At 62.1% G+C, this 18,147-nt stretch carries 15 protein-coding genes; 14 read left to right on the top strand and 1 reads right to left on the bottom strand.

Translation table 11 applies throughout. The features are described from left to right. Positions 1 to 21: 21 nt before the first annotated feature. Genes tssC through JV201_RS16955 form a run of 14 tightly spaced genes read left to right on the top strand, consistent with a single transcriptional unit; the run spans position 22 to position 17,814 of the window. The gene (tssC, locus tag JV201_RS17020; RefSeq protein WP_219405765.1) at positions 22 to 1,497 is read left to right on the top strand and encodes a type VI secretion system contractile sheath large subunit; all 1,476 of its coding nucleotides are present in this window, start codon (positions 22 to 24) and stop codon (positions 1,495 to 1,497) included. Beyond that, positions 1,494 to 1,919 (top strand): type VI secretion system baseplate subunit TssE, encoded by a 426-nt coding sequence (gene tssE, locus JV201_RS17015; protein WP_219405764.1) that lies wholly within the window; start codon positions 1,494 to 1,496, stop codon positions 1,917 to 1,919. Before tssC ends, tssE begins: the two co-directional genes overlap by 4 nt. Continuing rightward, the gene (tssF, locus tag JV201_RS17010; protein ID WP_219405763.1) at positions 1,909 to 3,684 is read left to right on the top strand and encodes a type VI secretion system baseplate subunit TssF; all 1,776 of its coding nucleotides are present in this window, start codon (positions 1,909 to 1,911) and stop codon (positions 3,682 to 3,684) included. The genes tssE and tssF overlap by 11 nt, the downstream gene beginning before the upstream one ends. Further along, positions 3,648 to 4,655, top strand: coding sequence for a type VI secretion system baseplate subunit TssG (tssG, locus tag JV201_RS17005; RefSeq protein ID WP_177041646.1), 1,008 nt, complete (start codon positions 3,648 to 3,650; stop codon positions 4,653 to 4,655). The genes tssF and tssG overlap by 37 nt, the downstream gene beginning before the upstream one ends. 12 nt (positions 4,656 to 4,667) lie before the next feature. Beyond that, a complete protein-coding gene (gene tssH, locus JV201_RS17000; protein ID WP_219405762.1) occupies positions 4,668 to 7,232 on the top strand; it encodes a type VI secretion system ATPase TssH in 2,565 nt (854 codons plus the stop codon). Beyond that, positions 7,232 to 8,764 (top strand): sigma-54-dependent Fis family transcriptional regulator, encoded by a 1,533-nt coding sequence (locus JV201_RS16995; RefSeq protein WP_219405761.1) that lies wholly within the window; start codon positions 7,232 to 7,234, stop codon positions 8,762 to 8,764. Before tssH ends, JV201_RS16995 begins: the two co-directional genes overlap by 1 nt. A gap of 33 nt (positions 8,765 to 8,797) precedes the next feature. Beyond that, positions 8,798 to 8,929: a hypothetical protein gene (locus JV201_RS16990; protein ID WP_003208049.1), complete on the top strand. Its 132-nt coding sequence runs from the start codon at positions 8,798 to 8,800 to the stop codon at positions 8,927 to 8,929. Between the two features lie 18 nt (positions 8,930 to 8,947). Continuing rightward, entirely contained in the window at positions 8,948 to 10,129 is a 1,182-nt protein-coding gene (gene tagH / locus JV201_RS16985) for a type VI secretion system-associated FHA domain protein TagH (RefSeq protein WP_219405760.1), read from the top strand. A gap of 5 nt (positions 10,130 to 10,134) precedes the next feature. Beyond that, complete coding sequence (gene tssJ / locus JV201_RS16980) at positions 10,135 to 10,617, top strand: type VI secretion system lipoprotein TssJ (protein ID WP_219405759.1); 483 nt, start codon at positions 10,135 to 10,137, stop codon at positions 10,615 to 10,617. Between the two features lies 1 nt (position 10,618). After that, positions 10,619 to 11,947: a type VI secretion system baseplate subunit TssK gene (tssK, locus tag JV201_RS16975; RefSeq protein WP_219405758.1), complete on the top strand. Its 1,329-nt coding sequence runs from the start codon at positions 10,619 to 10,621 to the stop codon at positions 11,945 to 11,947. Positions 11,948 to 11,951: 4 nt separating this feature from the next. Then, positions 11,952 to 12,812, top strand: coding sequence for a type IVB secretion system protein IcmH/DotU (gene icmH, locus JV201_RS16970; RefSeq protein WP_219405757.1), 861 nt, complete (start codon positions 11,952 to 11,954; stop codon positions 12,810 to 12,812). A 15-nt stretch (positions 12,813 to 12,827) separates the two neighbouring features. Further along, the gene (gene tssM / locus JV201_RS16965; RefSeq protein ID WP_219405756.1) at positions 12,828 to 16,214 is read left to right on the top strand and encodes a type VI secretion system membrane subunit TssM; all 3,387 of its coding nucleotides are present in this window, start codon (positions 12,828 to 12,830) and stop codon (positions 16,212 to 16,214) included. Beyond that, positions 16,211 to 16,948 carry a PP2C family serine/threonine-protein phosphatase gene (locus JV201_RS16960; RefSeq protein WP_219405755.1) on the top strand — a complete coding sequence of 246 codons (738 nt, stop codon included), beginning with the start codon at positions 16,211 to 16,213 and terminating at the stop codon, positions 16,946 to 16,948. The genes tssM and JV201_RS16960 overlap by 4 nt, the downstream gene beginning before the upstream one ends. Next, positions 16,936 to 17,814: a serine/threonine-protein kinase gene (locus tag JV201_RS16955; protein WP_177008247.1), complete on the top strand. Its 879-nt coding sequence runs from the start codon at positions 16,936 to 16,938 to the stop codon at positions 17,812 to 17,814. Before JV201_RS16960 ends, JV201_RS16955 begins: the two co-directional genes overlap by 13 nt. Here the strand turns inward: JV201_RS16955 and JV201_RS16950 are convergent. Then, positions 17,811 to 18,140 (bottom strand): DUF6388 family protein, encoded by a 330-nt coding sequence (locus JV201_RS16950; RefSeq protein ID WP_087694170.1) that lies wholly within the window; start codon positions 18,138 to 18,140, stop codon positions 17,811 to 17,813. The genes JV201_RS16955 and JV201_RS16950 overlap by 4 nt on opposite strands. Positions 18,141 to 18,147 lie beyond the last annotated feature (7 nt).

Below are 18,147 nucleotides of genomic sequence, written 5' to 3'. Positions count from 1 at the left end.
AGTTAAAAGGACACTGACACCATGACTACCAGCCAAAGCCCGTCGCATGCGCCCATCACGGATGAGTACAGCATTCTCGACAACATCATTGCCCAGACCCGCCTCAGCGCCGACGACGAGGCCTACAGCATTGCAAAGCGTGGAGTCTCGGCATTTATCGAGGAGCTGATCAAGCCGCAAAACAAGGGCGAGCCGGTCAAGAAGCGCCTGGTTGACCGGATGATTGCCGAGATTGACGCAAGGCTCAGCCAGCAAATGGATGAAATCCTGCACCATCCCGACTTCCAGGCACTGGAGTCTTCCTGGCGTGGCCTGCAGTTGCTGGTTGATCGCACCAATTTTCGTGAAAACATCAAGATCGAACTGCTCAGCGTCTCCCGCCAGGACCTGCTGGATGACTTCGAGGACTCACCGGAGGTGACTCAGTCCGGACTCTACAAGCACATCTACAGTGCCGAATACGGTCAGTTCGGCGGCCAGCCCGTAGGGGCAATCATCGCCAATTATTTCCTTTCCCCCAGTGCTCCCGATGTCAGGCTGATGCAGTATGTTTCCAGCGTGGCCTGCATGGCCCATGCACCGTTCATTGCGGCGGCCGGCCCTGGCTTCTTCGGCCTGGAGTGCTTTACCGGCCTGCCTGACCTCAAGGACCTGAAGGACCATTTTGAAGGGCCGCAGTTTGCCAAATGGCAGAGTTTTCGCCAGAGCGAAGATGCCCGCTACATCGGCCTCACCGTACCGCGCTTTCTATTGCGTACGCCGTACGATCCCGTTGATTGCCCGGTCAAGACGTTCGCCTACCAGGAACATGTGGCCAGCAGCCACGAACACTATCTGTGGGGTAATACGGCCTATGCCTTTGCTACCCGCTTGACGGACAGTTTCGCCCGGTATCGCTGGTGCCCGAACATTATCGGCCCGCAGAGTGGTGGTGCAGTGGAGGACTTGCCGCTGCATCACTTTCACAGCATGGGCGAGATCGAAACCAAGATTCCTACCGAGGTGCTGGTATCCGACCGACGCGAATACGAGCTGGCGCAAGAGGGCTTCATTGCCCTGACCATGCGCAAGGGCAGTGACAATGCAGCGTTCTTTTCCGCCAGTTCGGTGCAAAAACCCAAGTCTTTTGGAATCAGTGCCGAAGGCAAGGCTGCCGAGCTGAATTACCGGCTCGGTACCCAATTGCCGTACATGATGATCGTCAATCGCCTGGCCCACTATCTCAAGGTGCTGCAGCGTGAACAGCTGGGGTCGTGGAAGGAGCGCACCGATCTTGAGCTGGAACTCAACAAATGGATTCGCCAATACGTCGCCGACCAGGACAACCCCAGCACCGAAGTGCGTGGACGGCGCCCGCTTCGGGCTGCGCGCATTGTTGTCAGTGATGTCGACGGGGAGCCCGGCTGGTATCGCGTCAACCTGAGCGTTCGCCCGCACTTCAAGTACATGGGGGCAGACTTCACTCTGTCGCTCGTCGGCAAGCTCGATAAAGAATGAGCCGCCGCCACGTGATTACCCAAAACCGCAGCCTTTTCGAGCGCCTGGAGTCCGGCGTGGGGCGCAGCCCGCAAGGTTGCGTCGTGGAATCCGTGGCGGGGCATCTGGCGAAAATGCTCAGCACCCGTGCGGGCAGTGTCCAGACGCTACCTGATTACGGGTTACCTGATCTGAATGACATGCGTCTCAGCCTGCATGACGCGTTGAGCCAGGCTCGGTTCCTGATTGAGCGCTTTATCCAGGCCTACGAACCCCGTCTGAAGGATGTCCGTGTCAAGGCATTGCCACAGGACCGTGACCCGATGGTGCTGGCTTTTTCCATCGAGGGGGCCATGGAAGTCAATGGCATGACGCAAGCGGTCGCCTTTTGCGCCAGCCTGGCTCACGGCGCACGGGTCGAGGTCAAACCGCATGTCGTTTAACCGCTACTACCAGGGCGAGCTGAGCGCACTGCGACAGTTGGGGCGACGGTTCTGCGAGCGCAACCCGGCACTCGCGCCGTTTCTTGGGGACGCTGGCCAGGACCCGGATGTAGAACGGTTGCTTGAGGGTTTTGCATTCCTCACCGGTCGCCTGCGGCAGAAGCTTGATGATCAATTGCCGGAGTTGAGTCACTCGTTGATGCATCTGCTGTGGCCCAACTATATGCGGCCGCTGCCGTCGTTCAGCATGCTGCAGTTTGATCCGCTCAAGCGCACAGGGCCGGCCATCAGGGTCGAGCGGGATACACCGGTGGAAAGCATTGCGATCGACGGTGAACGCTGCCGTTTTCGTACCTGTTACCCGACGCAGGTCTTGCCGCTGCAACTGGCCGCCATGGAGTACTCGGTACAGGGCGAGGGCGCTTTGCTCTGCCTGCGTCTGGAGATGACGGCCGAGGGCAACTTCAGTGAGCTGGAACTGAACTGCCTGCGTTTGCATCTCGCGGGGGAGCAGCCCGTCAGCCAGGCGCTTTACCTGGGGCTTTTGCGTCACCTGGACGGGTTCGAGTTGCAGCCTTTCGGGCGCGACGGGCTGCCGGTCATCGGCGCCGACGGCAAGCCTGTTTCATTGCGTCTGTCCAGCAACGATATCAGTCCTGTGGGCTTTTCCGAGGAAGAGGCACTGATCCCTTATCCGTTGAATACCTTTCGTGGCTATCGCCATTTGCAGGAGTACTTCGCCTTTCCCGACAAATACCTGTTTGTCGATGTGAGTGGCCTTGGCGCGTTGAGCAGGTTGCCTATTGACGTACTCAAGCAGCTACATGGCGTGACGTTACGCTTCGACATGCGTGGTCGCGGTATTGAGCGAATGGCGCCTACCCTGGACAACGTGAAGCTGTACTGCACGCCCATCGTCAATCTGTTCAAGCACGACGGCGTACCGATTCGCCTGGACGGCAAGCAGGACGAATACCTGTTGTTGCCTGGCGAATACGCCAGGGGGAACTGCGGTGTATTTTCCGTCGACAAGGTCACGGGATGGCTGCCGGGAGGCCTCGGGTACCAGGAATATGTTCCGTTCGAATCGTTTGAGCACGATTTTGGCAGCGCCGCGCCCAGCTATGGCGTTCGCCAGCGCCCATCCCTGCAACATGCCGGCCTGGATACCTGGCTGAGTTTCGACCGGTGTCCAGTGCATGAACAGGAAACCCTGTCGATTGAACTGACCTGCACCAACCACAACCTGCCACGCCTGCTGCAGGTGGGCGATATCAATCAGGAGTGCGAACAGACGCCCGAGTTTCTCTCGTTTCGCAACATCACCGCGGCAACCCCCAGCTTTGCGCCACCCCTGGACAGCGACTTCCTGTGGCGACTCATCAGCAATATGTCGCTCAACTATCTGTCATTGACCGATATCAACGCCTTGAGGGTGATCCTCGAAACCTACGACCTGCCGCGTTATCACGACCGCCAGGTGGAAAAGGTCAGCAGGCGAAGGCTGGGCGCCCTCCGTTCGATCAGTCACCAGCCCGTAGACCGGCTGCACCGAGGCCTGCCATTTCGCGGCTTACGGGTTGACCTCACCATCGATCCTGAAGGCTACCTGGGGGAGGGCGACGTGTTCGTCTTTGCCTCGGTGCTCAACGAGTTCTTCGCGCTTTACGCCAGCCTCAACTCGTACCACGAACTGCGAGTCATCAGCACACAAGGAGACGTGTACCTATGGCCACCCCGGATGGGCCAGCAGCCCCTGCTTTAACCGCACTGTCCCGAGTGATTCGCGAGTACTCGGTGTTTCAGGCGGTTGCGCAGATTATCGAGCGCCTGCGCGAGGCGCATCCCTCGCTGGACGATGATGCGCTCTACGATCAATTGGAGTTCCAGGCCAACCCAGGCTTTGGCTTTCCCGGCAACGACATTGATCGTGTGGAGTTTTTTGTCGAGCACGGCCATTTGCGGGCACGGCTTCGCCTCAATGTGCTGGGCCTGTTTGGTACAGGGTCACCGCTGCCGGCGTTCTATGGCGAGCAAGCCTTTGCCGAGGTAGCGGGCGGTAATCCGACGCGGGAATTTCTTGATCTTTTTCACCATCGCCTGCACCGGCTGATAGTGCCGATCTGGCGAAAATATCGTTATCAGGCGAGTTTTCAAACGGGCGCCCGCGATCCCTTTTCCGAGCAGATGTTTGCATGGGTGGGCCTGGGTGGCAGCGCGATTCGCAGCGCGGCTCAACTGAACTGGAAACGCCTGTTGCCCTACCTGGGGCTGCTGAGCCTGCGCGTGCACTCCGCCGCGCTGATCGAGACCGTGCTGCGTTATTACTTCAAGCACAACCGGCTGGTCATCGAGCAGTGGGTCGAGCGCAGGGTAGTGATCGACCAGGAGCAGCGCAATGACCTTGGTCGCGCCTATAGCTCGTTGGGGTCGGACCTGGTGCTGGGGGAGTGCCTTATCGACCGCAGTGGCATGTTCAGGGTTCATGTATTGGCACTCGATTGGCAGCGTTTTCACGAGTTTTTGCCCACCGGGGCGGGTTACGAGCCGCTGTGTGCGCTGGTGCGTTTTGCCGCCCGGGACCCCTTGGAATACGACGTGCGACTGGTGTTGGCGGCGGGCGAGGTCCGGCCGTTGCACCTTGGCGAGCACAACGTCTGCCGCCTGGGCTGGACCAGTTGGCTGGGGCATGAGCGGGCAGACGGCGTGGTCATCCTGGCCAGTAAAAATCATTAGGGATTGATGGATATGATGAATGTGGATCTGCAACAACTTATCCAGGCATTGACGGCGTCCACACGGCGCGACCTGGAACGCAGCGCCGAGCGTTGTGTCACCCGGGGCGGCGGCGAGGTCCTGGTGGAAGACTTGCTGCTGACGCTCCTGGAGCATCCCGAGGGTGTGCTGATGCGAGCGCTGCAGGATGCGGGCGTGGATGCCGGGGAATTGCAGGCCGTGCTGCAACCTCGGGTCGACCAGAGTGCGTCCCGCAATCCGGTGTTTTCGCCCGCCCTGGTGCAATGGCTGCAGCAGGCGTTGCTGGTTGCCCATCTGGAGCTGGGCCGACGGGAAGTGGACCATGGCGCCTTGCTGCTCGCCTTGTTGCGCAACCCGATGCAGCACGCTGGCAGCCGTTACCAGGCGGTGATGAGCACGCTTGATGCACCGCGTGTGCTCGGATTTCTCTTGAGTGAAAACGCGCAGGCGGCTCCCGCTGAGGCGGGGAGTTCCTTGCTGGAGCGCTTTACCCATGACCTGACTCGCCAGGCCCGGGACGGGAAACTCGACCCCGTGCTCTGTCGCGATAACGAAGTCCGGCAAATGATCGATACGCTCGCGCGGCGGCGCAAGAACAACCCCATTCTGGTGGGCGAGGCGGGTGTCGGGAAAACCGCGATAGTCGAGGGCCTGGCCCTGCAGATCGTCAGCGCGCAAGTGCCAGAGGTGCTCAGGAAGGTGCGCCTGCTGACCCTGGACATGGGCCTGCTGCAAGCCGGTGCCAGTATCAAGGGTGAGTTCGAGCGCCGCCTCAAAGGCTTGATCGATGAGGTCAACGCCTCGCCGCAACCGGTCATCCTGTTCATCGATGAGGCCCATACCCTGGTCGGCGCAGGCGGCTCGGCCGGCAGCTCCGATGCCGCCAACCTGCTCAAGCCAGCGCTGGCACGAGGTGAGTTGCGTACCATCGCCGCGACGACCTGGTCGGAGTACAAGAAGTACTTCGAGAAAGACCCGGCGTTGGCGCGGCGTTTTCAGCCGGTGCAGGTGCACGAGCCGACGGTTGACGATGCCGTGACGATTTTGCGTGGGTTGGTCCCGGTGTATGAGGCCAGCCACGGAGTCTACGTGCGCGATGACGCCGTGGTCGCCGCCGCGCAGTTGAGTGCCCGCTACCTGGCCGGCCGCCAGTTGCCGGACAAGGCTGTGGACGTGCTGGACACCGCTTGTGCCCGGGTGCGGATCAGCCTGGTCACGGCGCCGGACGAACTGCAGCAGTTGCGCGCCGAACTGGCCGAGGGCACGCGCCAGCAACGTGCCGTGCGCAGGGATGCCGACGCGGGGTTGGCCATCGATGAACAGGTGCTGCAGCACCTCACCCGGAGACTGGAAGAAGTAGAAGTCGCACAGTTCCAGCTTGAACAACGCTGGACCCAACAGCGCGAACTGGCCGAGAAGGTACTCTCGCTGCGCCAGCAACTGGCCGACGCCGGTAACCTTGGCGAAAGCACTGAGGCTCTCGCTCCGCTCCTGGCCCAGAACCATCAGGCGTTGCAGGCCATACAGCACGAACAGCGATTGGTCAGCTTCGAAGTATGCCCACGGTTGGTGGCACAGGTTATCAGCGCCTGGACGGGTATTCCCCTGGAGCAGCTTGCCCGCGAACACAGCGCGAAGGTCCTGAACTTTGCGGATGATCTGCGTGGTCGCATCCTCGGCCAGGAAGGTGCCGTGCAGGTCCTGGACCGTTGCCTGCGGGCTGTCGCGGCCGGCGTGAACAAGCCTGATGCCCCCGTGGGGGTATTTCTGTTGGTGGGCCCCAGTGGTGTCGGCAAAACTGAAACAGCCCACGCCCTGGCCGACCTGTTGTATGGCGGCGAGCGCTTTGTCACCACGATCAACATGTCTGAATACCAGGAGAAACACTCACTGTCCCGGCTGATCGGCGCACCACCGGGTTATGTCGGTTACGGGGAGGGCGGGGTGCTGACTGAGGCGGTGCGGCAAAAGCCCTATTCAGTGGTGCTGCTCGATGAGGTGGAAAAGGCCGATCCGGATGTCCTGAACCTGTTTTACCAGGTGTTCGACAAAGGGGTAGCCAATGATGGAGAAGGGCGTGAAATCGACTTTCGCAATACCCTGATCCTGATGACTTCCAACCTGGGCAGCGATCTTGTCACCGGGCTGTGCGCCGACAGTCAACCACCGGCTGTCGAAGTACTGCACGCCGCGATCCGGCCGGTGCTGACAGCTCATTTCAAGCCGGCGCTGCTGGCCCGTATGCGAGTCGTGCCGTATTACCCGGTGGCAGGCGCGGTGCTGCACCAACTGATTGAACACAAACTTCAGCGCCTGGGCCAGCGTCTGCTTCAGCGCAAGCTCGCATTCAGTCACGCAGGCGATCTTGTCGCACACATGGCCGAGCACTGTAGTCACAGTGGGAGTGGCGCGCGGTTTGTCGACCAATGGATCGAGGAAAACCTGTTGCCGCAGGTGGTGGATCGCCTGCTGGATGCGATGGCCGTTGGCAAGTCCCTGCAGTTCGTCCATGCCAGGCTGGATGCCAACGGCACCGTAATCTGTGAGTTCAACTGATGGCGGACAATCCGTTTACCCAGTTGCCAAGCCCGCTGGACTACGCCGCTGCCTTGCTGGGATGGTTTACCCGGTTGGGCATCAATAGTGACGAATCGACATTGGCCGATGACTTTGCGGCAGGCGCCGCGCAACTGAGCGGCTGCGAGCTTGGCCAGTTGTACCTGCTCGACCAGGCCACCGGCCGCCTCGAACTGGCTGCCCAGTATTTGCCGGGCCTGTCGCCGCCAGGGGCGGTTGTGAGCTCGGGCGCGGATTTCCGGAACGAGCAACTGTTGCAGTACGTGCTGCAACAGAACCGGGTGTTTAACCTCACCGAGGCAGGCAGCAGTGTGTATGACACGGGGTTTCTGCCAGCGGTCGCGGCGTCCTGGCAATCACTCCTGTGCGTGCCGTTACCGGGGCCGAGCAAGCAGGTATCCGGGATGGTGTTGTGTGCCAGCCTGCGAGCGACGGAGCTGGCTGGCTACGGTGCGTCCCTGGGCCAATTGGGCAGTTTTGTCTTGAGCCAGTTGGCCCTGTTGCGGCGAATGCGCCGGGCTCCCGGTGCGTTGAAGGTGGTTCGCAGCACCCGCAGCACCAGCGCCTACGGCTTGATCGGAAACAGCACGGCCATGGACGAGACGTGCCGCCTGATCGGCAAGGTGGTGCATAGCCCCTACACCGTGCTGCTCCGGGGCGAGACCGGCACCGGTAAAGAGGTGGTCGCCCGGGCCATTCATGCTGCCGGCCCGCGCAGCAGCAAGGCATTTGTGGTGCAAAACTGCGCAGCGTTTCCCGAAGGCTTGCTCGAAAGTGAGTTGTTCGGTTACCGCAAAGGCGCGTTCACCGGGGCCGAAAGAGACCATGCCGGCCTGTTTGACACCGCCCACGGCGGCACGCTGCTGCTCGACGAAATCGGTGATATGCCGCTGTCACTGCAGGCCAAGTTGTTGCGGGTCCTGCAGGAGGGCGAGATTCGGCCGTTGGGTGCCAACACGTCCCACAAGGTCGACGTGCGAATCGTCGCGGCGACCCACCGGGACCTCACCAGCATGGTGGCTGAAGGAAGCTTTCGCGAGGACCTTTATTACCGGCTGGCGCAGTTTCCTATCGAGTTGCCGGCGCTGCGCCAGCGGGACGGGGACGTGCTGCAACTGGCCCGGCATTTCGCCGACAAGGCCTGTGCACTGTTGGGGCGAGCCACGGTGGGCTGGTCGAGTGCGGCCCTGGATCAACTGTCCAGCCACCACTTTCCCGGCAACGTTCGTGAGCTCAAATGCATGGTGGAGCGGGCGGTGCTGCTGTGCGACGACGAGGTGATCCTGCCTGCGCATTTATCGCTGCCATCAACCCTGTCCGCGCCCGCTGTCGACGCAACGCTGCGCCAGCGCATGGAGCGAGTCGAGCGGGTAGTGCTGATCGACTGCCTGCGCAAGAACCGTGGCAATCGAACCCGCACCGCCCGTGAACTGGGCCTCGCCCGGCGCACGTTGTTGTACCGCCTTGCACGCCTGGACATTCCGTTTGGCGAAGTCCAGGGAGAGTGCTGAATGGCACACCCTTTCAATTCCGGGAGATACCTGATGCCTGTTAGTCAGTGGCAAGCCCTGGTGCTTGTGTTGTTTTTGCTGAGTGGCTGTAACACCAATCATGTCTTTGACGACGATGACTACCGTCCGCTGGGTGATCCGCGGTCCACCGGTCGTGGCCTGTGAGCGCGGAGGAGTCCTGCCATGCAGCTAGTGTTTGAGGTGTGCCCTGCGGGGCCAGCAGAGTCCGCGCCGGCGCTGCGCAAAGTCTTTGACGGAGTGGGGGGCGTCATCGGCCGGGGGGGCGGTTGCGACTGGACCCTGCCTGACACCAGTCGCCAGGTTTCCGGTCGTCACGCGGTGATCAGTTATCGTGACGGCCGGTATTTCCTGACGGATATCAGCAGCAATGGAACCCGCCTGGCAGGCCGCAGTGCGCGTCTGCATGAGGGGCAGCAGCAACCGATAGATGACGGCGCGGTATTTCAGCTGGGGCCGCTGAGTATTCGCGCACGACTGGTCAGCCCACCGCTGGGACAGGGCCAGGACGGATTACACAGGCTGATTCCCGATGATGCATTCCTTGAGCTGGACCCACTGCGGGCACTGGCCAGCGAACTGCAGCGCGAGGACGGGTCGCAACAGCTGGCGGCCCTGAACATGACCACCTACGAGACATTGCGCTGGACGGACCACGCGGCGGCGGACCGGGATCACCTGACGGTTCCCGAACTTGTGAAGCCTGCGCGCCAGGTTGCCCCAAGTCCGCAATCGCCCGTTCCAGGTCACGGCTCAGGGCCATTCTGGTTGGGGTTTGCGCAGGCACTCGGTATTGATCTGGGCGACCTCGATGAGTCGGCAAGAGAAGTCCTGGCGATCAAGGCCGCGAGCTTGCTCCGGCAAATGACTGAAGGGTTGCAACAGAGCCTGGGCACCCGTAACGAGCTCAGGCAAGAGCTGAAACTGGCACTCACCCAGACACCGCTCCAAAGCCCCAACCCACTTAGAGACAGCGCAGACGCCAGTGCGGCCTTGGGGTCGCTGCTGGGTGTCGGGCAGCTGGGGCAGGTTTCCGCCGAGATGCTTGTCATGCGGGCGTACCGCGACATGCAGGCTCACGAGGTGGCCTTGCTGGCGGCCTGCCGCGCGGCAGTACGCGGCGCTCTGGCAGCCTTTGCGCCCGGCCATTTGCTGCTGTGCTTCGAACGCCAGGCAAGGCCGCCGCTGATCCCCCGGTGTGGCGCCCGCTGGCGCGCGTATCAGCGCCATTACCAGACACTGATCGAGGACGAGCACTTGAGCGAGCGCCTGCTGGGCAGCGACTTCGCCAAGGCGTACGAGGAACAGATTCGTCTGATCTCAACCCTTCACCGTTATCCAGGATGATCTTCATGTCCCGAGTCACCGTTGCATTGTTGTGCGCTGTAATGGGTTTGCTGGGTGGTTGCTCCCTGTCGCCCTTTTCGAAGTTGACCAAGCTGGACCTGACACTGACCGCCAGCGAACGGGTCAATCCTGATCTCCATGGTCGCCCGTCGCCGATCGTGGTGCACCTGATGGAGCTTCGACACCCCGTGGCTTTTGAAAATGCGGACTTTTTCAGCCTTTATGCTCATGCCGAGCACACGTTGCCCAAGGACCTGGTGAACCTCGAAGAGCTGGAGTTGCGCCCCGGCGATCACTCCACGCTCAAACTCAGTCTCGAGCCAGGCAGTCGTTATGTCGGCGTGCTGGCGGCGTACCGTGATTTGCCTCACTCGCAATGGCGCTATGTGTTGCCGGTGACCGCGCAGCGATTGACCGGCGCTGAACTGGTCCTTGATCAGGCCGGCATTCGGTTGGTCAACCCGCAACCCGCGAAGGCGGGCGACTGACATGTACAGCCAAAAAGTCATCTGGCAGGAAGGCATGTTGCTGCGCCCTCAGCATTTTCAGCAAAACGATCGGTACCACGATCAGCAACTCACGCGCCGCACCCAGCTGTTGTGCCGTCACGCCTGGGGCTTCCTGGCCCTGGAAATCGATGTGCAATACCTCAATATGGGCAAGGTCGTTGTCAGCCAGGCCAGCGGCATATTGCCGGATGGCAGCCTGTTCGAGCTGGGCGGCGCGATGGAGTCGCTGGTGCTGGAGGTTCCGGTAAATACCGGGAAGCAGTCGATCTACCTGGCCTTGCCGCTGGCCACAGGTAACTGTGTTGAAGCCCGTCGACCCGAGCAGATTGATGTGTTGGCGCGCTACAAGACTCTTGCGGTAGACGTCAGCGACTCCAACGCCGGGGAAGAAGCTCGTCGTCAGGTCAATTGCGGGCAGCTGGATTTTCGCCTGTTGCTGGGGGAGCAACACAGCGACCCGCACTACGTGAAGCTCAAGGTTGCCCAGGTGCTCAGTTGCACCGAGGAGGGCGTCAGCCTGGACCCCGATTTTATCCCGAGCTTCATTCACCTGCATGGCTCCGGCTACCTGCTGTCTTGCCTCAAGGAGGTGATCAGCCTGCTCGCTTACCGGGGGGATGCCATCGCCGAGCGGATTCGCGCCAACGGTACCGCCGCCGGCGCGGAGGTTGGCGACTTCCTGATGTTGCAATTGATCAATCGCACCGAACTGGTCTTGCGTCACTACCTGAGCCTGAGCCAGGTCAGCCCTGAAACGCTGTATCGAACATTGCTGTCGATCCTGGGTGAACTCGCGACGTTTGCCAGCGACAGCAAGCGTGCGCACTTCGAGGGGCATTACCGGCACAGCGACCAGGGCGCCAGCTTTCGTGGATTGATGGAGCCGATTCGCAGCCTGCTGTCGATGGTGCTTGAGCAGCATGCCATTGAGCTGGCGCTGCAGCCTCGCCAGTACGGGGTGCTGGTGTGCCCGGTAAGCGATCTCAACCTGCTGGGTTCGGCGACTTTCATTCTGGCCGCCAGCGCCCATTGTGACGCCGAGGAGCTTCGACACCGGCTGCCGGCGCACCTCAAGGTCGGCCCCGTGGAGCGGATTCGCGAGTTGGTCAACCTGCAGTTGGCGGGCATCAAGGTCAAGCCGCTGCCGGTGGCTCCCCGGCAGATACCGTTTCATGCCGCCAACACCTATTTCATGCTTGAACTCGGTGCCCGGGACATTGAGCAGTTGAAGCAGTCGGGAGGATTTGCCTTCCACGTCAGCGGTGAATTTGCCGAACTGGAACTGAAATTCTGGGCCATCAGGAACTGAGACCATGGACAGGGAATACCCGCAGGACGAGAAAACCGTCCTGCTTGATCGACAGGGACGCGGACCGGCGCAGGGACCGATGACCGACTTCGCATCGCCGCCGCGTTTCGAACAACTGGAAGACCGGATGATCTACGCGGCCCGCTTGCAGGGCGCGGAGCATTTCGACATTGGCCTGAACAGTTTGGTGGCGCCTGCCTGGGAGCTTCTGTCCGAGGTGGTCCGCGTCAAGCGCAGTACCGCCGAGGAAAGCCTGCGCGCCCTGAATGAACGACTCTCGGCTGCAGTCACGCTGTTCGAGACGCGGGCCCGGCATGACGGGGCCCAAGGCAGCGAGGTCATGGCGGCGCGGTATGTGCTGTGCAGCGTGATCGACGAGGCAGTGGTCACCACCTCATGGGGCAGCCAGAGCGATTGGTCGAAGATGAGCCTGCTGAGCAGTTTTCACAACGAAACCTTCGGCGGCGAGAAGTTTTTCCAGTTGCTTGAGCGCATGTCGAGGGACCCCTTCAAGCACCTGGCGATGCTGGAGTTGATGTACCTGTGCCTGTCCCTCGGGTTTGAGGGCAAGTACCGGGTCATGGAGCGTGGGTTGTTGCAGCTTGAACAGGTTCGGGACGCGCTGTATCGGCAGATCCGGCATGTGCGGGGTGATACGCCTGCGGCGTGCGCGCCGTCGCCCAGGCCGGAACAGCCGCGCCGGAAACGGCTGAGGGTCGTGTCGCTCACCTGGATTGCAGTGTTTGTCGCCGCCAGCCTGTTGAGCCTGTATGCAGGATTTGCCTGGGTGCTGGGCCAGCAGCGTGAAGCGGTGTTGCAACCGTATCAACTCGTGGCGCCGGATATGTTCCGGGCGCCGCTCTAACGCAGGGAGCAACGCATGAACGCATTCTTCAGGAGCGCGGGCGCCGTGCTGGGCAGGGTTTGGGTCTGGAGCCTGCTGCTGGTGCTCGCGGTCGCAATGGCCGTGTGGTTCTTCGGGCCACTGCTGGCTGTCGACGACTATCGATTCTGGCAAGCGGCGGCATCGCGCTTGCTGACAATCAGCGGGCTGTTTTTGTTGTGGGGCCTGGCGATGGTGTATGCCAATTGGCGCAGTATGGCTCGGCAATCAACCGTCGATGACGGCGAACCACGCCCGCGCAAAGGCCAGGTTGAAAACGAGCAGCGGCACCTGCGCGGTCGCTTCAAGGACGCTTTGTACACCCTGAAACACTCCCGGATTTATGGTGAGCGCAGCCCGCGTTGGCGTAATGCATTGCCCTGGTATTTGCTGATCGGCAAGGAAGGCAGTGGCAAGTCCCGGATGTTGGCCGCCAGTGGCTTGCAGTTGCTCCAGGATCAGGGCGCGTCGGTAGCGACGCAGGGCGGTGCCACGCGGGACTGTAACTGGCATTTCGCCGAGGACGGCGTGTTGCTCGACGTCGCCGGCCGCTACCTTACCCAGCCTGACAGCCAGGTCGATGGCGCGGGTTGGTCGACGCTGCTGGAGCTGCTCAAGGTGCGGCGCCGGACACGCCCGCTCAACGGTGTGGTGGTGGCGCTGTCAACGGACACATTGCTCCATGGCAGCGAGCGTGAGCTGGAGAATGAGGCGCGGGCAGTCCAGAGTCGGTTGCTGGAGATCCGCCAGACGTTGCATGTGGAGGTGCCGATCTACCTGGTGGTGACCCAGGCCGACCGCCTGCCGGGGTTTGCGGAGTTCTTCGACCGGCCGTTGGGCGAAGGCAGTGATGCGGTGTTGGGCGAATCTATCGTCCCAGGCAAAGCGGGTATTGGCATTGCCCAGGTACGACAGGCGTTTGAAGCACTGCTGCAGCGCTTGAGCGGTGAGCTTGTGCAGCGCCTGCACCAGGAACGCAACAGTGATCTGCGCGGACGGATGCTCGACTTCCCCCATCAGGCGGCCCGGATTGGCGAGCGCCTGAGCCTCTATATCGACGTTGCTTTTTGCGGCCCGCGTTATCAGCACACTAACGGCTTTCGTGGTTTCTACTTGACCAGCGCCGACGGTGGCCCACAGGCACTTGAACCACGTTCGCACTTTATCCAGGGCTTGTTCAGCCGGGTGATTCTGGCGCAAGCCGACCTGGCGGACCTCGATAGCCAGGAGCGCCGTCGAATCCGCCGGCACCAGGGGGGGCTGGCCCTGGGCGCACTAGTGGTCGTCGTGGCGGCGGGCTTGCTGTGGACCCACAGTTACTCCTCCAATCATCAGCGTCTGGAGCAACTGCAGGCGCTGGCACGACAGCCCGCACCCGTGCAGCCTGGGTCAGACGCTACCCAGGCACTCCTGCCGCTGCTGGACAGCCGCCTGGCGGCCACGCGGATTTTCCCCTTGCCGGGCGAAGCCAGGCTGGTTGAGCGGATGGGGTTGTATCAGGGCAGTATCAGCCGTCCGGTGCTGGAGCAGGCCTACGAGCGTGCCTTGGGCCGGCTGTTGCTGTCCCAGGTCAGCGAGATGCTGCAGGAACAGGTTCGCGGCAGCCTGGAAGATCGTGAACGGCTGCTGGATAACCTCCGGGCATACCTGATGCTCAACCTGCGGGAGCGTCGGGATGTCGGCTGGCTGCGTGAGCGGGTGGCGGGGCATTGGTCTGTACGGTTTGCCGGTGAGCCCTCCGTGCAAAACCGGTTGAATGAACATTTCGCGCGCTTGCTTGAGCAGCCGTTCGTGCAGCCGCTCGATGACGAGCTGGTGGCCCGCGCGCGCCACGTGTTGCGCGGCGAATCGCTGGTTGACGTGGTGTACCGGGTGCTGCGCGAACAAGCTCGCGGCCTTGAACCGTTGCGCCTTGCACACGGGCGGGTGTTTGAGGGGGGCGAGCGTTCCATTCCGGGGTTTTATACCCGCACGTACCAGCGGCATTTTGAAGCGCAGGGCGCGCGGCTGGTGAATACCATCGTCCAGGACAACTGGGTGCTGGGAGAGGGCGCCGACCTGAGCGCCATGGATTTGCAACGGTTGATGGTGGAGCTTGAACAACGCTACTTCAGCGAGTATGCCGATGCCTGGAGCGAGGCGCTTGGGCAGGTTGGCTTGCGTGAAACTGAAAACTCCAGGCAAGCCGCCGAGCAGCTCGCCAGCTTGACGTCGGCCCAGTCGCCGTTGTTGCAGTTGTTGCAGCAGGTTCGTGACCACACGCGCCTGCCGTCGGCCAGTGAGCGCCTCGACGAGCTGGCTGCCAAGCTGCCTGGGCCAGCGGCAGAGCGGTTGCCGACCGCCGCCGGGCTGGTCAATGCCTTGCCCGACAGCGCACGGCGAGCCATGCAGCGCCGCTTCGAGCCCTTGCACCAGTTGCTGGACAGCCAGGAGAGCCCGGGGGCCGAGTTGACCGGCGTGTTACAGGCGCTCAACGACTTGCACCTGCAGTTGGCGAGCTTGAGTCGCGAAGGCGCGCCGGAGCCGGTCGCGTTCGAGATGGTCAAGCGGCGGATCCAGGGGCAACAGGATGCGCTGAGTAACCTGCGCAACGTGGCCGCGCGTTTGCCGCTGCCGCTGGCGGGCTGGTTCGAAAGCCTGGCCGACGAGCATTGGCGCCGCCTGCTCGACCAGGCTTATCGGCATGTGAACCAGCGTTATCAGAGCGAGGTATATGGTTTCTACAGCAGGGCGATCAAGCTGCGTTTCCCGTTCAATGCCCACGCCAGCAGCGACGTTTCCCTCAACGACTTCCAGGAGTTTTTCAAGCCTGAGGGGATCATGGCGCGATTCTTTGACAGCTATCTGAAGCCTTTCGTCAGCGGTGATTCCGGGCGCTACAGGCTGCGTAGCCTGGATGGGCGCAGCTTGCCGATGTCTCGGGCGTTGCTCGACCAGCAGGCGAAGGTGCAGGTGATCAGGCGCGGTTTTTTTGCGGATGAGCCGGGGGACTTGCAGGTTCGTTTCACGCTCGCACCCTATAGCCTGGACCCGTCGGTGAGTCGCGCGGTCTTGCGTTTGGGTGGCCAGCAGATGGAGTACCGGCACGGGCCGATTGTCCCCATGGCGATGCAATGGCCAGCTGAGGCTGAGAATGGTCGCAGCAGCCTGGTACTGGAGCGTGGCAGCGAGCGGGCGCTGGGGCTCGAAAAAAATACCGGGGCCTGGTCCCTGTTTCGCTTGTTCGACTTGATGCAGAACGAACCCTCCAGCGGGCAGGATGAGCTGATCCTCAAGGCTGACCTGGCAGGCTTGCGCGCCAACTACCTGCTGACCAGCCGACGCACACCCAATCCATTCCAGATGGCGCAGTGGCGAACCTTTCGCCTGCCGGAGCAGTTGTGAGCCAACCTCGCGACCGCTGGCACAGCGCCGGTCGCACAGACCGTGGAAAGGTCCGTTTACGCAACGAGGATGCCTTTCTCGATTGCCCCGGGACGGGCTGCTGGGCCGTGGCGGACGGGATGGGCGGGCATCAGGCGGGGGACATCGCCAGCCAGCTGGTGGTCGATGGCCTGGCGTCATTGCCCGGCCAGGGCAGCCTGGATGAACGCGTCGAGGCGACCTGTCGTTGCCTGCAATGGCTCAACCGGCGGCTGGGCGATGAATTGACGCTGGCCTCCCATGGCGCCGAGGCCATCATGGGAAGCACGGTCGTGGCGTTGTTGCTTCAGGGCGATCGCGCTGCGTGTGTCTGGGCCGGTGACAGTCGTTGCTATCTGTGGCGCGGGCAGACGCTGTACCAGCTGTCGCGAGACCATTCGCTGTGTGAGCAATTGATTGACGAGCAGGTGAGCCCGGAACAGGCCAGGGCCCATCCAGACGCACGGGCCTTGACCCGGGCCATCGGCTCGCGGGCACCACTGAGCCCGCAGGTCCTGGAACTCGGTACCTTGGCAGGGGATGTGTTTCTGTTGTGCAGCGACGGCCTGTACCAGGCGCTTAGCCACTCTGAGTTGGGCCAGGCCTTGAGCCAGGGAAATCCGCAACGTGTCCTGGACCAGCTGTTTGCAGGTGTCTTGCGCGGCACGGCCGGCGACAACCTGACCGCTGTGGTGGTGCAGTCATGCGCGATCTGACCCACTTTGCCTTTGCCAAGGCCCCGGTAAACCCACCGCGCGACGGAGCCCCCGAGTTGCTGGCCGGGCGATACCTGATCGAGCGCGTGTTGGGCGCAGGCGGCATGGGCGTGGTCTATCGTGCGCGGGACCTGCTGCACGAACAGTTTGGCGAGCCCTGTTCCAGTGTCGCGATCAAGGTGTTGGGCGAAGCCATTCGCGAATCTGCGGATGCCCACGTGTTGCTGTACAACGAGTTTGCCCTGACCCGCAGCCTGCGGCATGAGCAGGTGGTGCGTGTGTATTCATTTGAAGTGGATGCTCCCGGCCAGATCGCATTCTTTACCATGGAACTGCTCCAGGGCATGACCCTGGACCGGTTGCTGCTGGAGTGCCCCGGCGGTTTACCCTGGCAAGCGCTGCAAGGCATCGCCATGCAATTGCTCGACGCGTTGCGCCATAGCCATCAGCAGGGTGTGCTGCACGGGGATGTGAAACCCGCCAATGTCATGGTGGGAGACGGCGGCTTGCGCTTGTTCGATTTCGGTCTGGGCGAGGCTTGCGGACAGGCCCCGGCGGGTTCTCCAGGCTTGAGTCGTAGCCGCTTCAATGCCTGGACGCCCGCGTACGCCGCGCCGGAGTTGCTGGCTGGCGGAGCACTGTCGGCCAGCGCCGACCTGTATGCAGTAGCCTGTGTGTTGTACGAATTGGCACAAGGCCGGCGCCACGCCAGTGACAGGCCGGCCCGGCCCAGGCAACTGCCTCGTCATTGCTGGCCTGTATTGCGTACGGCGTTGACGGCTGACCCTGAACGCAGGGCCGTTACCCTTGATGAATTACGCGCGGTGCTCGCTGATCGCAGGAAGGGCCTGGGCCGCTGGTTCTAGACGGGCAAGTCGTGCAGCTGGCAATACTCGAACCAACTCAGGCCTGCCATTTGCGCCACCTCCTTGTGCACCTCAAGGCGTTGCGCCTCGAACTCCGCCGGGGAATGCGCCGTCAATTTCAGCGTCAGTTCCCAGGCGAACAAGCCCTGTTGCTCGGCTTCTGCCTCGAAGGCTTCATGCAGGCGCTCGGCGCGGTACTGCTCCATGGTTTCCCCTTTGGCCTGGGCCGCCAGGGGGTTCAATGTATTCAGTTCCGCGGCCAGGGCCGGGTGTTCACTCAAGAATCGGTCCAGGGCTAGCTGGTGGTTTTCGCCGGGTTGGGACAAAGGTTTA

The sequence above is a fragment of the Pseudomonas sp. Colony2 genome (genome assembly GCF_019382755.1).
Classification (GTDB): domain Bacteria; phylum Pseudomonadota; class Gammaproteobacteria; order Pseudomonadales; family Pseudomonadaceae; genus Aquipseudomonas.
Note: the sequence above shows the minus strand (reverse complement) of the source record. Positions and strands in the feature narration are given on the sequence as shown.

Coding starts and splice junctions, on each gene's coding strand:
- JV201_RS16990 (WP_003208049.1), top strand. CDS start 8,798: ATGCCTGTTAGTCAGTGGCAAGCCCTGGTGCTTGTGTTGTTTTTGCTG.
- tssG (WP_177041646.1), top strand. CDS start 3,648: ATGGCCACCCCGGATGGGCCAGCAGCCCCTGCTTTAACCGCACTGTCC.
- tssC (WP_219405765.1), top strand. CDS start 22: ATGACTACCAGCCAAAGCCCGTCGCATGCGCCCATCACGGATGAGTAC.
- tssJ (WP_219405759.1), top strand. CDS start 10,135: ATGTCCCGAGTCACCGTTGCATTGTTGTGCGCTGTAATGGGTTTGCTG.
- JV201_RS16955 (WP_177008247.1), top strand. CDS start 16,936: ATGCGCGATCTGACCCACTTTGCCTTTGCCAAGGCCCCGGTAAACCCA.
- tssE (WP_219405764.1), top strand. CDS start 1,494: ATGAGCCGCCGCCACGTGATTACCCAAAACCGCAGCCTTTTCGAGCGC.
- tagH (WP_219405760.1), top strand. CDS start 8,948: ATGCAGCTAGTGTTTGAGGTGTGCCCTGCGGGGCCAGCAGAGTCCGCG.
- JV201_RS16995 (WP_219405761.1), top strand. CDS start 7,232: ATGGCGGACAATCCGTTTACCCAGTTGCCAAGCCCGCTGGACTACGCC.
- tssH (WP_219405762.1), top strand. CDS start 4,668: ATGATGAATGTGGATCTGCAACAACTTATCCAGGCATTGACGGCGTCC.
- tssM (WP_219405756.1), top strand. CDS start 12,828: ATGAACGCATTCTTCAGGAGCGCGGGCGCCGTGCTGGGCAGGGTTTGG.
- tssK (WP_219405758.1), top strand. CDS start 10,619: ATGTACAGCCAAAAAGTCATCTGGCAGGAAGGCATGTTGCTGCGCCCT.
- icmH (WP_219405757.1), top strand. CDS start 11,952: ATGGACAGGGAATACCCGCAGGACGAGAAAACCGTCCTGCTTGATCGA.
- tssF (WP_219405763.1), top strand. CDS start 1,909: ATGTCGTTTAACCGCTACTACCAGGGCGAGCTGAGCGCACTGCGACAG.